The sequence below is a fragment of the Streptomyces sp. NPDC002779 genome (assembly GCF_042888685.1).
Lineage (GTDB): Bacteria > Actinomycetota > Actinomycetes > Streptomycetales > Streptomycetaceae > Streptomyces.
On sequence record NZ_JBIAQC010000003.1, the window covers coordinates 36,645 to 49,886 of the forward strand.

Genomic DNA, 13,242 nt, shown 5'->3' on the forward strand with positions numbered 1-13,242 from the left:
ACCCTCCTGTACAGTCTCTTCTCGCAGCGCAACGCAGGAAAAAGCGCCGCGAAACCTGGTCCTGTGGAGCAGTTTGGAGTGCTCGCCACCCTGTCAAGGTGGAGGCCGCGGGTTCAAATCCCGTCAGGACCGCATTGAATGAAGAGCCCGGGTCGCCACGACCCGGGCTCTTCTGTATGTGCCGACCCATCCGGCCCCATCCGGCCCTGGGACGCTCCACGCCTCCTTGACGGCGTCACATTCGCTCGGTACCCAGGAAACCAGGGCTCCTTCCCGTACGGCCCTGGAGGTGGCGTATGGCGGCTTCGGCGAGGCATGAGACGCGGGCGTTGCTCCGTGCGCATCTGGCGGCCGCTTCCTCCTACCGGCATCTGACCCGGCACTGTCCGATCTGCCATCAGCTGCTGCGGCTGGCGATGGCCTCCCCGCCGACGGAGTCCGACCGGACGCCCGATGAGTCCGCGTCCGAGCCCGAGCCCGTCGAGTGACCCTCGCCGGCCTCAACACCCCTGCGTTCGTGGGGCGCTGGAGCGTCTGACTCCTCTAGCGCACATACGCCAGGGGCAACAAGGTCCCTGGCATGTGACGGGTGTCACCGCATGGGTTTCCGAAACCGCGGTACTTACCCCCCACCTACAACTGGTCAATTTAATATGTGCAATTGCACTCCCCGGGAGGGTGTGTCCACAGGAGATCCGACACCCCTCCCCAGGCTCCGACAAGGCCACACACAGGGGCACCCGCACCCCCCGGTTCGGCGCACAAAAAAGATCGCGCTGGACCCGGCGGAGTCCAGCGCGATCTACGACGCACCCTGTCAGTTGCCTGAAGCCTTGGGCGTGGGCGCTGTTGGGGCAGTACCCGCGTCGCTTGGAGCTGTGGGTTCCGGACGCCTCGGCATGTTGGGGGACTTGCCGATTTGTCCGGTTATGAAGTTGTTCAGGCCTCGCTGCGCTGCTGCGGGATGCCCGCGAGCAGAGCGCGGACCTCAGCCTCGCGGTAACGGCGGTGCCCGCCGAGCGTACGGATCGACGTGAGCTTGCCGGCCTTCGCCCACCGCGTGACCGTCTTGGGGTCGACGCGGAACATCGTGGCGACCTCAGCCGGGGTCAGCAGCGGCTCGGCATCAGGGGTGCGAGCGGTCATGAGCGGCCTCCTCGGGAGAACCGAACCTTCTCGGTTCTTTCCTCTAAATTCTGCACCTTGACCCGCGTTGCCCGAAATGGCGGACGCGAGTCGAGTCGGTTATAGGACGAACGGCTTGTCCTCGGCACTACAACTACACCATCTGTCCAGCCGCGTCGGCCAAACCGATGGAATTGCCCCTCCAGGTGTTCATCAGCGACGGAAGCCGATGGACCATGCCATAGCGGACAGTCACGCCACTGTGACGATCAGTCACAGGGCGATCAGGAGTCATCAGACCCCCCATAAAGCATGCAATGCGAGCGGAGTCCTCCCCGGACTCCTTGTCCTATTTTGGCATGAGGGAGGGCAAGAGACGCAAGGGCCGCGTAAGTGCGGTCCATCACGCTTGACACATCTTGAGGGGAACGCCCGGATCGGGACCTACGTCCGATGTTGACGAAACTTCAGGAGTGCCAGGCGCATCAGAGGCAGGAGGAAACCCCAAAACGGGCGTCAGGTCAAACGCCAGTTCGTGACCTGGCCCACACGTCAGTTGGCGGACCGCCGGTCCCGTACCGACCGCCACCGCTCCACCAGCCGCCCGTAGGCCACCCCCGCCGCCGCCCCGTCGCCCTCCCGGAGCGCCGCGATGCCCTCGGCCACGTCCGCGGCGGAGTGGTCGTCCTCCAGCTCACCGGCCGGCAGCACATGCACCAGGCCGCCGTAGTCGAGTTCGACCAGGGACCGCGGATGGAACTCCTCCAGCCAGCGCCCCACGTCCACCAGGCCCTCCATGAGCGGCCCTTCGTCGATGGTGTCCTTCAGCGTCCGCAGGGCCCGCGCCACCCGGCGCCGCGCCTGCACCATCGGGGTGCGGTAGCGCAGCATCGGCGGGATCTCACCGGTGCCCTTGTCGTAGCGCCGCTCCTCGTCCGAGACCAGCACGAACCAGTGCAACGGCACCTGCCAGGTCGAGGTGCGGATCCACGGCCGGGCATCGGGGTTGCGGGCCAGCCAGCGCTCGTAGTCCTGGGCCGCCTGGCGCCGTACGACCTCCGGGAGCACCGCCTCGAGCACCGGCTCGGGCAGTTCCTCGCCCAGCTCGCCGAGCGTCTGCCAGCCGCGCAGCCGGGTCCGCCAGGGACACACGCACACCACCCCGTCCACCTCCAGGACGAAGGCGTCCGTGCTCTCGTGCACCGGCACCGGTACCGGCGGGGTAGGCAACAAGTCCGCCAGGGCGCGGCGCAGTTCGTCCTGGTACGACGGACGGTCGGCGCGGCGGGCGTAGTGCGCCCAGTGCTCGCGCTCGGGTTCGGGGAAGGCGGCCAGCGGCTCGTACACGCGCAGATAGGTCGCGTACGGGACGGTCACCGAGGACACCTTGGGCACGCCTGCTCCCTCCCCTTCCGTCTGCCAGGAAAACCTGCGAAACCCGCTCACAAAGTGGCGAGAAAACTATGCAAATCGTCGCACGGGGGTACTCCGGGAGTAGGTGATCCTGAGCACGTCGAGGTGGCGGGGCTCCCCAGGCTCTAATCTCGTGCTCACAGCTCCCGCCACCCGCACGGGAGCTGCTCCGAACCGCCGCTACTTACCCAGGAGTCACCACAGTGACCGACGTAACCGGCGCACCTGCTGATGTACTGCACACCCTGTTCCACTCGGAGCAGGGGGGTCATGAGCAAGTCGTGCTCTGCCAGGACCGTGCCAGCGGTCTGAAGGCCGTGATCGCCCTCCACAACACCGCGCTGGGCCCCGCCCTCGGCGGTACCCGCTTCTACCCGTACGCGACCGAGGCGGAGGCCGTCGCCGACGCCCTGAACCTCGCGCGCGGGATGTCGTACAAGAACGCCATGGCCGGTCTGGACCACGGCGGCGGCAAGGCCGTGATCATCGGGGACCCCGACCGGGACAAGACCGAGGAGCTGCTGCTGGCCTACGGCCGGTTCGTGGCCTCCCTCGGCGGGCGTTACGTCACCGCCTGCGACGTCGGCACCTACGTCGCCGACATGGACGTCGTCGCCCGCGAGTGCCGGTGGACCACCGGCCGCTCACCCGAGAACGGCGGCGCCGGCGACTCCTCCGTGCTCACCGCGTTCGGCGTCTACCAGGGCATGCGGGCCTCGGCCCAGCATCTGTGGGGCGACCCCTCGCTGCGCGGCCGGCGGATCGGCATCGCGGGCGTCGGGAAGGTCGGCCACCACCTGGTGGAGCACCTGGTCGCGGAGGGCGCCGAGATCTTCGTGACCGACGTCCGCGCGGACGCGGTGCGCCGGATCACCGAGCGGCACGCGACCGTGACGGCCGTGGCCGACACCGAGGCGCTGATCCGCGTCGAGGGCCTCGACGTGTACGCGCCCTGCGCGCTCGGCGGGGCGCTCGACGACGACTCCGTGCCGGTGCTCACCGCCAAGGTCGTCTGCGGTGCCGCCAACAACCAGCTCGCCCACCCGGGGGTGGAGAAGGACCTCGCCGACCGCGGGATCCTCTACGCGCCGGACTACGTGGTGAACGCGGGCGGCGTCATCCAGGTCGCCGACGAGCTGCACGGCTTCGACTTCGAGCGGTGCAAGGCCAAGGCGGCCGGGATCTACGACACCACGCTGGCCATATTCGCACGTGCGAAGGCGGACGGGATCCCGCCGGCCGCGGCGGCCGACCGGATCGCCGAGCAGCGGATGCACGAGGCCGCCGCGGCGCGCTGGGCGCGCTGATCCGCCGGAGACGCACCCGTTCGACCGGTACCCGCCGGTGGGCACTTAGAGAGAACTCTCACTTCTACCGGCGGGTCGACCGGCGATAAGTGGTTAAAATCGCGGTTGACCAGCGAGGATGGGGCTCCTCGAAGGTCCTGCGCACACGCGCGTCCTGTGGGCGACGTACCGTATGGGCGCGGGCTCAGGTACCGTGGAAGCCCTACGGACCGGTCTCTCTGCGGAGAGGCCGTTCCAGATCATGAACGCGTGTCGAGACTCTGGGGCCGTCGAGCCCCGTCACCGAGGGGGTCGAGCCATGGGGCGCGGCCGGGCCAAGGCCAAGCAGACGAAGGTCGCCCGCCAGCTGAAGTACAACAGCGGCGGGACTGACCTGTCGCGTCTGGCCAGCGAGCTGGGCGCTTCGACTTCGAGCCAGCCGCCGAACGGCGAGCCGTTCGAGGACGACGAGGACGAAGACGACCCGTACGCCCAGTACGCGGATCTCTACAACGACGACGACGAGGACGAGGACGGCGAGTCCGGTCCCACGTCCCAGCGTCGCGGCGCTTGACGCAGCACGCTTCGCAGTCTTAGTCACAGCTGCACTTCACCCGGTCCGGGGCCTTGGCGCCGGACCGGGTTTCGTGCTGCCGATCAGGCGTAGTCCCCCACCAGCTCGGCGCCGGTGGTGTGCTCGCCGCGGTCGGTGATCTCACCCGCGACCCAGGCCTCGACCCCACGGTCGGCGAGCGTCGTCAGAGCGGCGTCCGTCGACTCCTCCGGCACGATCGCGATCATGCCGACGCCCATGTTCAGGGTCTTCTCCAGCTCCAGACGCTCCACCTCGCCGGTCCTGCCGACCAGGTCGAACACCGGGGCGGGGGTCCAGGTGGCGCGGTCCACGATCGCGTGCAGCCCGTCCGGGATCACCCGGGCCAGGTTGGCGGCGAGGCCGCCGCCGGTGATGTGCGAGAAGGCGTGCACATCGGTGGTCCGGGTCAGCGCCAGACAGTCCAGCGAGTAGATCTTGGTGGGCTCCAGCAGTTCCTCGCCGAGGGTGCGGCCGAACTCCTCGATCCGCGCGTCCAGGGCGAGCCCGGCCTGGTTCAGCAGGACGTGCCGGACCAGCGAGTACCCGTTGGAGTGAAGACCGGAGGCCGCCATGGCGATCACGGCGTCACCCTTACGGATGCGATCGGGGCCGAGCAGCCGGTCGGCCTCCACGACGCCCGTACCGGCGCCGGCAACGTCGAAGTCGTCCGGGCCGAGCAGACCGGGGTGCTCGGCGGTCTCGCCGCCGACCAGGGCGCAGCCGGCGAGGACACAGCCCTCGGCGATGCCCTTCACGATGGCGGCGACCCGCTCGGGGTGGACCTTGCCGACGCAGATGTAGTCGGTCATGAACAGCGGCTCGGCGCCGCACACCACGATGTCGTCCATGACCATGGCGACCAGGTCGTGGCCGATGGTGTCGTAGACGCCCATCTGCCGTGCGATGTCGACCTTGGTGCCGACGCCGTCCGTGGCGGAGGCGAGGAGGGGACGCTCGTAGCGCTTGAGGGCGGAGGCGTCGAAGAGGCCGGCGAAACCGCCGAGGCCGCCGAGGACCTCGGGGCGCTGCGTCTTCTTCACCCACTCCTTCATGAGCTCGACGGCGCGGTCGCCCGCTTCGATGTCGACGCCCGCGGCCGCGTAACTGGCACCCGTGCCGGGGGACGGAGTTCCCAAATGAGACACAGCAGACATGTGGTGAGAACTTTCGTGTCGTACGGCAGAACTTAGGGGCGGCGGATCGCGTCCGCGGCGGCCGTGGCGGCGGGCCCTGCGGCCAGCTCGGTCTCCAGCAGCTGCTTGCCGAGCAGCTCGGGGTCCGGGAGATCCATCGGGTACTCGCCGTCGAAGCAGGCGCGGCACAGGTTCGGCTTGGCGATGGTGGTCGCCTCGATCATGCCGTCGAGGGAGATGTACGCCAGGGAGTCGGCGCCGAGGGAGGTGCCGATCTCGTCGATGGTCATGCCGTTGGCGATGAGCTCGGCGCGGGTGGCGAAGTCGATGCCGAAGAAGCAGGGCCACTTCACGGGCGGCGAGGAGATCCGGATGTGGACCTCGGCGGCGCCGGCCTCGCGGAGCATGCGGACCAGGGCGCGCTGGGTGTTGCCGCGCACGATGGAGTCGTCGACGACGACCAGCCGCTTGCCCTTGATGACTTCCTTCAGCGGGTTCAGCTTCAGGCGGATGCCGAGCTGGCGGATGGTCTGCGAGGGCTGGATGAAGGTCCGGCCGACGTAGGCGTTCTTGACCAGGCCCGCGCCGAAGGGGATGCCGGAGGCCTCCGCGTAGCCGATGGCGGCCGGGGTGCCGGATTCCGGCGTCGCTATGACCAGGTCGGCGTCGACCGGGGCTTCCTTCGCCAGCTTGCGGCCCATCTCCACGCGGGAGAGGTAGACGTTCCGGCCGGCGATGTCGGTGTCCGGGCGGGCCAGGTACACGTACTCGAAGACACAGCCCTTGGGCTTCGCTTCCGCGAATCGCGAGGTGCGCAGGCCGTTCTCGTCGATGGCGACGAACTCGCCGGGCTCGATCTCGCGGACGTAGGCGGCGCCGCAGATGTCGAGGGCGGCGGACTCGGAGGCGACGACCCAGCCGCGCTCCAGCCGGCCGAGGACCAGCGGGCGGATGCCCTGCGGGTCCCGGGCGGCGTAGAGGGTGTGCTCGTCCATGAAGACCAGCGAGAAGGCGCCCTGGACCTGCGGGAGGATCTGGTGGGCGGCCGCCTCGATGGTGAGCGGCTTGCCGTCCTCGTCCACCTGGGCCGCGAGCAGCGCGGTCAGCAGGTCGGTGTCGTTGGTCGCCGCCACCCGCGGGGTGCGGCCCTCCTGCTTGGGCAGGTCGGCGACCATCTCGGCGAGCTGCGCCGTGTTGACCAGGTTGCCGTTGTGGCCGAGCGCGATGGAGCCGTGCGCGGTGGCGCGGAACGTCGGCTGGGCGTTCTCCCACACGGAGGCGCCGGTGGTCGAGTAGCGGGCGTGACCGACCGCGATATGACCCTGGAGCGATCCGAGGGAGGTCTCGTCGAAGACCTGGGAGACCAGGCCCATGTCCTTGAAGACGAGGATCTGCGAGCCGTTGCTGACCGCGATCCCCGCGGATTCCTGGCCTCGATGCTGGAGGGCGTAGAGCCCGAAGTAAGTGAGCTTGGCGACCTCTTCGCCCGGAGCCCAGACGCCGAAGACGCCGCAAGCGTCCTGGGGGCCTTTCTCACCGGGGAGCAGATCATGACTGAGTCGACCGTCACCACGTGGCACGTCTCCGAGTGTAGGCGAGATCGACCACTGGTCCGAATTCGCTGGGAGTGGGCTTTCTTACTTCGCACGGGCGACGAGTCCGTCCCCGGAGCTCGCCGTCAGGGTCAGTTCTCCGTCTTTCTGCTGGTAGGACACCTTGCCGGCGAGGATGTCGATCAGCTCCCGCTCCGCCTTCATCACGGGGCCCTCACACAGTTTGCGCGTGGTCGACAGCGGTCCGAAGGCGATGGTGCCGTCCTTGACGGTCGCCTTGCCGCGGAAGGTGTTGCAGCCGAGGCTGCCGCTGGCGCTGCCGTCCTTGCCCAGGGTGAGGTGGGCCTTGGTGCCCTTGGGCAGGGACTGGGCCGTGGCGTCGTCGCCCGTGCCGGAGACCAGGGTGTCGACGGTCCACTTCGTGCCCTTCAGGGGCGGCGCCGGCGTCTCCTTCGCGGCTCCCTCGCGCAGGGTGAGGCTGTCGCCGTCGGCGCGGGTCAGGGTGAGGACCTTGGCCCCGTCCCGATCCTCGATCTTCGCCTTCAGGGTGCCGGTGAAGACGCTCTGGAACTTCTCCTCGAACTCCTGCACAGGACCGGGGCAGCCCATATCGGTCGAGACGAGGTCGGTGATCCGCACGCTGTCGCCGTCGACCGTGACATCGGCACCGAAGTCGTTGCAGCCCACCGTGCCGCCCGACTCTCCGCCGCCCGCGTCGGGCTCGGCGGCGCCGGGCCGGAACAGGATGTGCGCCTCGTCGACCCGGAAGTCCTTCTCCCCCGTCGGCAGCTTGTACTCCTTGCCGTCGACGGTCGCCGTCCGCGGGACCCAGCGGGTGCCCGCGAGGACGTCGGCGGTCGTGGTGGTCTTCTCGCCGTCTCCGACCGCGCCGCTGCCGGAGCCGGACTCCGTGCCGCAGGCGGCCAGCACGGCGGTGCCGGCGAGGCCTGCGGCGGCGTACTTCATACGTGTCGTCCGCTTCATGTCTCTTCGACGTACGAGGCGCCTGTTGGGTTCGCTGTCGTTACCGGTCCGTTGTGTCGTCAGCTCATCAGGGGCAGCAGAGCGGCGAGATCGGCGCGCTCACCACTGGCGCTGACCTTCGCCTCGCGCAGGGCGTCCGGCCACCGCAGCCGCCCGGTCGCGAGCCGGATCCAGGTCAGCGGGTCGGTCTCCACGACGTTCGGCGGGGTGCCCCGGGTGTGCCGGAGGCCCTCGACGCACTGCACGACGGCGTACGGCGGGATCCGCACCTCCGTGGAGCCGCCGGGCGCCTTGGCGGCGAGCGCGTCGGCCAGCAGCCGGGTGCAGGCGGCGAGCGCCTGGCGGTCGTACGGCACGTCGAGTCCGGGCACCGCGGCGTTCAGGTCGTCGGTGTGGACGACGAGTTCGACGGCGCGGGTGACGAGGTAGTCGGCGAGCGGGAGGGCACCGGCGTTGGTGTCGAGCAGCCGGGTGCCGGGGTGGGTGTCGAGCTGCTCGTGGAGGGCGCGCGCGCTGTCGGCGAGGTAGGCGCCGAGGTCCGGGTGCTCCTGGACCAGCCGCCGCGTGAAGGCGTCGATGTCCGAGGAGCCGGCGGAGGTCGCGAACACCCAGTCCAGCAGTACGGCGTCCTGTTTCGGCGGCTCCGGCAGCGCGAGGGCGCGCCCGATGCCGGTGAGCGCCATCCCGATGTGCGCGATGAGTTCCCGGACGGTCCACGCGCCGAGCCGGGTCGGCAGCGCGAGCTGTTCGGGCGTGAGGTCGCGCACGGCGTCCTGGACGTGGGCGAGCTGGGCGAAGACCGCGGTGCGGATCTTGGCGGGGTCGTAACTGCGGGCGCGCTTCTTGGCCGGGGGCATGCGATCAAGCGTAGGCAGGGCCGCGGTGAGCCGTGAAGGTCCCGTCCGGCGAGCGGACGGGACCTTCGGGTGGTACGGCCGACTACGCCAGCAGGGCCGGGATCGTCGCCTCGTGGATCTCGCGGAGTTCCGTCAGGGGGAGGGTGAACTCGCCCTGGACGTCGACCGCGTCGCCGTCGACGACACCGATCCGGGTGGCCGGCAGGCCCCGGGCGCCGCACATGTCGGTGAAGCGGAGCTCCTCCGAGCGGGGCACGGCGACGACCGCGCGGCCCGCCGACTCCGAGAAGAGGAAGGTGAAGGCGTCCAGACCGTCCGGGACGATCAGCCGGGCGCCCTTGCCGCCGAGCAGCGCCGACTCGACGACCGCCTGGATCAGACCGCCGTCGGACAGGTCGTGCGCGGAGTCGATCATGCCGTCGCGGGAGGCGGAGATGAGGATGTCGGCGAGCAGCCGCTCGCGCTCCAGGTCGACCTTCGGGGGCAGGCCGCCGAGGTGGTCGTGGATCACCTGGGACCAGGCCGAGCCGCCGAACTCCTCCCGCGTGTCGCCGAGGAGGTAGAGCAGCTGCCCCTCCTCCTGGAAGGCGACCGGCGTACGGCGGGCCACGTCGTCGATGACGCCGAGCACCGCCACGACCGGGGTGGGGTGGATGGCCACCTCGCCGGTCTGGTTGTAGAGGGAGACGTTGCCGCCGGTGACCGGGGTGCCGAGCTGCTGGCAGGCGTCCGCCAGACCTCGGATGGCCTCCGCGAACTGCCACATCACCGCCGGGTCCTCGGGCGAGCCGAAGTTCAGGCAGTCCGACACCGCGAGCGGCTTGGCGCCCGTGGTCGCCACGTTGCGGTAGGCCTCCGACAGCGCCAGCTGGGCGCCCGCGTACGGGTCCAGCTTGGCGTAGCGGCCGTTGCCGTCGGTGGCGATGGCGACGCCGAGGCCGGTCTCCTCGTCGATGCGGATCATGCCGGAGTCCTCGGGCTGGGCGAGGACGGTGTTGCCCTGCACGAAGTGGTCGTACTGCGAGGTGATCCACTTCTTCGACGCCTGGTTCGGGGAGCCGACCAGCTGCAGGACCTGCGCCCGCAGCTCATCCGAAGTCCCGGGCCGCGGCAGCTTGTTGGCGTCGTCGGCCTGGAGCGCGTCCTGCCAGGACGGGCGGGCGTAGGGACGCTCGTAGACCGGCCCGTCGTGCGCGACCGTGCGCGGGTCGACGTCGACGATCTTGCCGCCGTGCCAGAAGATCTCCAGCCGGTCGCCGTCGGTGACCTCACCTATCACCGTGGCGATGACGTCCCACTTGTCGCAGATCTCCAGGAACCGGTCGACCTTCTCCGGCTCCACGACCGCGCACATGCGCTCCTGCGACTCGCTCATGAGGATCTCCTCGGGCGAGAGCGTGGAGTCGCGCAGCGGTACGTCGTCCAGGGTCACGCGCATGCCGCCGGAGCCGTTCGACGCCAGCTCCGACGTGGCGCAGGACAGGCCCGCGGCGCCGAGGTCCTGGATGCCGACGACCAGCTTCTCCTGGAACGCCTCCAGGGTGCACTCGATGAGGAGCTTCTCCTGGAAGGGGTCGCCGACCTGGACCGCGGGGCGCTTGCTCGGCTTGGCGTCGTCGAAGGTCTCGCTCGCCAGGATCGACGCGCCGCCGATGCCGTCGCCGCCGGTGCGGGCGCCGTACAGGATGACCTTGTTGCCCGCGCCGGACGCCTTCGCGAGGTGGATGTCCTCGTGCCGCATCACACCGATGGCACCGGCGTTGACCAGCGGGTTGCCCTGGTAGCAGGAGTCGAAGACGACCTCGCCGCCGATGTTGGGCAGGCCCAGGCAGTTGCCGTAGCCGCCGATGCCGGCGACGACGCCCGGCAGGACGCGCTTGGTGTCGGGGTGGTCGGCCGCGCCGAAGCGCAGCGGGTCCACGACCGCCACCGGCCGCGCGCCCATCGCGATGATGTCGCGCACGATGCCGCCGACGCCGGTGGCCGCGCCCTGGTAGGGCTCCACGTAGGAGGGGTGGTTGTGCGACTCGACCTTGAAGGTGACCGCGTAGCCCTGGCCGACGTCGACGACACCGGCGTTCTCGCCGATGCCGACGAGCATCGCGTCGGACTCGGGGGCCTTCTCGCCGAACTGGCGGAGATGGACCTTGGAGGACTTGTACGAGCAGTGCTCGGACCACATGACCGAGTACATGGCGAGTTCGGCACCGGTGGGCCGGCGGCCGAGGATCTCGACCACGCGCTCGTACTCGTCCTTCTTCAGGCCCAGTTCGGCCCAGGGCAGCTCGACGTCGGGGGTCGCGGCCGCGTGCTCGACCGTGTCCAGAGGCGTCCGGCTCATGCGTTGACCAGCTTCTTGAGGATCGAGGTGAAGAAGGGGAGGCCGTCGGTGCGGCCGGTGCCGATGAGCGGCTCCGTGGCGTGCTCCGGGTGCGGCATCAGGCCGACGATGTTGCCGGCCTCGTTGGTGATGCCGGCGATGTCACGGAGCGAGCCGTTGGGATTGACGTCCAGGTAGCGGAAGACGACCCGGCCCTCGGCCTCCAGCTTGTCGAGCGTGTACTCGTCGGCGACGTAGCGCCCGTCCATGTTCTTCAGCGGGATGTGGATCTCCTGGCCGGCCGTGTAGTCGGCGGTCCAGGCGGTGTCCGCGTTCTCCACCCGCAGCTTCTGGTCGCGGCAGATGAAGTGCAGGTGGTCGTTGCCGAGCATCCCGCCGGGGAGCAGGTGGGCCTCGGTGAGGATCTGGAAGCCGTTGCATATGCCGAGGACCGGAAGGCCGGCCTTCGCCTGCTCGATGACCGTCTCCATCACGGGCGAGAAGCGGGAGATGGCGCCGGCCCGCAGATAGTCGCCGTAGGAGAAACCGCCGGGCAGCACCACGGCGTCGACCTGCTTGAGGTCCTTGTCCTTGTGCCACAGGGCGACCGGTTCGGCACCCGCGAGGCGGATCGCGCGCTGGGTGTCCCGGTCGTCGAGACTTCCCGGGAAAGTGACGACGCCAATACGAGCGGTCACTTCGCCGCCTCCGCGACTTCCTCCACCTTGACGGTGAAGTCCTCGATCACCGTGTTGGCGAGGAAGGATTCCGCAAGGTCGTGGATGCGGGCGAGCGCGGCCTCGTCGACCGGCCCGTCAACTTCGAGTTCGAATCGCTTTCCCTGACGGACGTCCGAGATGCCTTCGAATCCCAGCCGCGGCAGTGCGCGCTGCACCGCCTGGCCCTGGGGGTCGAGGATCTCCGGCTTGAGCATGACGTCGACTACGACGCGTGCCACGTGCACTCCCGGTGGTGTGGTGCTGAGCAGGTTCCTGCAGTGGTTTCAGACTACCCGCACAAAATTTCTACGCGCGTCGACTTGTAGGAATCTACGTGACGGCCATCACGAACAGGCGGAAGAGCGCGGTACCGGGAAAAGTTCAGCGAAAGATCCGAGATCGTCACCCGATACCTATTGCGCTCGGACACGCGGGAGGATTTAGTCGGGCTTCCCAATGCATTGTCGGGCACTGTACAAATGAATTGTCAGCCGTGCCGTACGAAGGGACCAATTTCGTGGCGCAGAAGGTCGTGGTCACCCTCTTTGACGACATCGACGGCTCGGAAGCGGCGGAAACGATCGCCTTCGGACTCGACGGCAAGTCGTACGAGATCGACCTGAACGAAGCGAATGCCGAGAAACTGCGTAAGGCGCTCGAGCCGTACGTGGAGGCCGGCCGCAAGCGGTCGCGCTCCGGCAAGGCCTACCGGCAGACCGAGGTCGCCCCGGACCCGGCGGCCGTCCGGGCCTGGGCGCAGGCCAACAAGATGGACGTACCGGCGCGCGGCCGGATCCCCAAGAAGGTCTACGAGGCGTTCGCCGCCGCGCAGTGACCTCCCGGGCACCGTCCTCAGGGTGCGTCAGCGGGCCCTGAGGACAACCGACTTGCGCGACACCCCTCCCGATCAGCTAGAGTCTGGAGCACGCCGCCGGGCGGGGCCGAAAAGCCCAGCTCACGGAGTACATGCGGGTGTAGTTCAGTAGTAGAACATCCCCCTTCCAGGGGGAAGGCGCAGTGTGCAATTCCTGTCACCCGCTCTGCATCGCCGTACCGGGCATCCTTCGGGATCAGGTAGGCTGGTGCCCGCGCCGATCGGTGAGAGCCGGTCGGAGGCAATGCGGACGTAGCTCAGTTGGTAGAGCGCAACCTTGCCAAGGTTGAGGTCGCGAGTTCGAGCCTCGTCGTCCGCTCAGGAATCAGACCCCGGTCCATCGGACCGGGGTCTTTTCGTGTTTCCCCCGCTTCTGACATTTG

At 69.0% G+C, this 13,242-nt stretch carries 13 protein-coding genes and 3 tRNA genes; 7 read left to right on the forward strand and 9 right to left on the reverse strand.

Annotated elements, in window-relative coordinates; genetic code table 11:
* Positions 1-57: 57 nt before the first annotated feature.
* Positions 58-132 (forward strand) — tRNA-Asp (locus tag ACFYW5_RS09965).
* Positions 133-296: 164 nt separating this feature from the next.
* Positions 297-488 carry a DUF6274 family protein gene (locus ACFYW5_RS09970; protein ID WP_389416464.1) on the forward strand — a complete coding sequence of 64 codons (192 nt, stop codon included), beginning with the start codon at positions 297-299 and terminating at the stop codon, positions 486-488.
* A 451-nt stretch (positions 489-939) separates the two neighbouring features.
* On the opposite strand, the gene bldC is transcribed toward ACFYW5_RS09970, so the two are convergent.
* Both bldC and ACFYW5_RS09980 read right to left on the reverse strand, forming a co-directional pair.
* A complete protein-coding gene (gene bldC, locus ACFYW5_RS09975; RefSeq protein WP_003949541.1) occupies positions 940-1,146 on the reverse strand; it encodes a developmental transcriptional regulator BldC in 207 nt (68 codons plus the stop codon).
* A 531-nt stretch (positions 1,147-1,677) separates the two neighbouring features.
* Complete coding sequence (locus tag ACFYW5_RS09980) at positions 1,678-2,520, reverse strand: hypothetical protein (RefSeq protein ID WP_389416465.1); 843 nt, start codon at positions 2,518-2,520, stop codon at positions 1,678-1,680.
* A 221-nt stretch (positions 2,521-2,741) separates the two neighbouring features.
* Here ACFYW5_RS09980 and ACFYW5_RS09985 point away from each other — a divergent pair, with 221 nt between their 5' ends.
* Positions 2,742-3,845, forward strand: a complete 1,104-nt coding sequence (locus ACFYW5_RS09985) for a Leu/Phe/Val dehydrogenase (RefSeq protein WP_389416466.1) — start codon at positions 2,742-2,744, stop codon at positions 3,843-3,845.
* A 298-nt stretch (positions 3,846-4,143) separates the two neighbouring features.
* Positions 4,144-4,398: a DUF3073 domain-containing protein gene (locus tag ACFYW5_RS09990; protein ID WP_186286507.1), complete on the forward strand. Its 255-nt coding sequence runs from the start codon at positions 4,144-4,146 to the stop codon at positions 4,396-4,398.
* An 83-nt stretch (positions 4,399-4,481) separates the two neighbouring features.
* Here ACFYW5_RS09990 and purM read toward each other — a convergent pair whose 3' ends face one another.
* The 7 genes from purM to purS all read right to left on the reverse strand — a co-directional run bounded on the left by purM (position 4,482) and on the right by purS (position 12,224).
* Positions 4,482-5,573: a phosphoribosylformylglycinamidine cyclo-ligase gene (gene purM / locus ACFYW5_RS09995; protein ID WP_389416467.1), complete on the reverse strand. Its 1,092-nt coding sequence runs from the start codon at positions 5,571-5,573 to the stop codon at positions 4,482-4,484.
* A 32-nt stretch (positions 5,574-5,605) separates the two neighbouring features.
* Complete coding sequence (gene purF, locus ACFYW5_RS10000) at positions 5,606-7,132, reverse strand: amidophosphoribosyltransferase (RefSeq protein ID WP_389416468.1); 1,527 nt, start codon at positions 7,130-7,132, stop codon at positions 5,606-5,608.
* Between the two features lie 57 nt (positions 7,133-7,189).
* Entirely contained in the window at positions 7,190-8,089 is a 900-nt protein-coding gene (locus ACFYW5_RS10005; protein WP_389416469.1) for an META domain-containing protein, read from the reverse strand.
* 59 nt (positions 8,090-8,148) lie between these two features.
* Positions 8,149-8,946 carry a sterol carrier family protein gene (locus ACFYW5_RS10010; RefSeq protein WP_389416470.1) on the reverse strand — a complete coding sequence of 266 codons (798 nt, stop codon included), beginning with the start codon at positions 8,944-8,946 and terminating at the stop codon, positions 8,149-8,151.
* 82 nt (positions 8,947-9,028) lie between these two features.
* On the reverse strand, positions 9,029-11,287 hold the full coding sequence (purL, locus tag ACFYW5_RS10015) for a phosphoribosylformylglycinamidine synthase subunit PurL (protein WP_389416471.1): 2,259 nt from the start codon (positions 11,285-11,287) through the stop codon (positions 9,029-9,031).
* Positions 11,284-11,964: a phosphoribosylformylglycinamidine synthase subunit PurQ gene (purQ, locus tag ACFYW5_RS10020; protein ID WP_389416472.1), complete on the reverse strand. Its 681-nt coding sequence runs from the start codon at positions 11,962-11,964 to the stop codon at positions 11,284-11,286. Before purQ ends, purL begins: the two co-directional genes overlap by 4 nt.
* A complete protein-coding gene (purS, locus tag ACFYW5_RS10025) occupies positions 11,961-12,224 on the reverse strand; it encodes a phosphoribosylformylglycinamidine synthase subunit PurS (RefSeq protein WP_015659417.1) in 264 nt (87 codons plus the stop codon). The genes purQ and purS overlap by 4 nt, the downstream gene beginning before the upstream one ends.
* Before the next feature lie 278 nt (positions 12,225-12,502).
* Between purS and ACFYW5_RS10030 the strand changes: the two genes are divergently transcribed.
* The 3 genes from ACFYW5_RS10030 to ACFYW5_RS10040 all read left to right on the forward strand — a co-directional run bounded on the left by ACFYW5_RS10030 (position 12,503) and on the right by ACFYW5_RS10040 (position 13,178).
* Complete coding sequence (locus tag ACFYW5_RS10030) at positions 12,503-12,820, forward strand: Lsr2 family protein (RefSeq protein WP_389416992.1); 318 nt, start codon at positions 12,503-12,505, stop codon at positions 12,818-12,820.
* A gap of 133 nt (positions 12,821-12,953) precedes the next feature.
* Positions 12,954-13,025 (forward strand) — tRNA-Gly (locus ACFYW5_RS10035).
* 80 nt (positions 13,026-13,105) lie between these two features.
* Positions 13,106-13,178 (forward strand) — tRNA-Gly (locus ACFYW5_RS10040).
* The last annotated feature ends 64 nt before the right edge of the window (positions 13,179-13,242 follow it).

What these genes read in the sequence shown, in the direction of transcription:
- ACFYW5_RS09970 (WP_389416464.1), top strand. Translation starts at nt 297, where the DNA reads ATGGCGGCTTCGGCGAGGCATGAGACGCGGGCGTTGCTCCGTGCGCAT.
- bldC (WP_003949541.1), bottom strand. Translation starts at nt 1,146, where the DNA reads ATGACCGCTCGCACCCCTGATGCCGAGCCGCTGCTGACCCCGGCTGAG.
- ACFYW5_RS09990 (WP_186286507.1), top strand. Translation starts at nt 4,144, where the DNA reads ATGGGGCGCGGCCGGGCCAAGGCCAAGCAGACGAAGGTCGCCCGCCAG.
- purM (WP_389416467.1), bottom strand. Translation starts at nt 5,573, where the DNA reads ATGTCTGCTGTGTCTCATTTGGGAACTCCGTCCCCCGGCACGGGTGCC.
- ACFYW5_RS10005 (WP_389416469.1), bottom strand. Translation starts at nt 8,089, where the DNA reads ATGAAGCGGACGACACGTATGAAGTACGCCGCCGCAGGCCTCGCCGGC.
- ACFYW5_RS10010 (WP_389416470.1), bottom strand. Translation starts at nt 8,946, where the DNA reads ATGCCCCCGGCCAAGAAGCGCGCCCGCAGTTACGACCCCGCCAAGATC.
- purL (WP_389416471.1), bottom strand. Translation starts at nt 11,287, where the DNA reads ATGAGCCGGACGCCTCTGGACACGGTCGAGCACGCGGCCGCGACCCCC.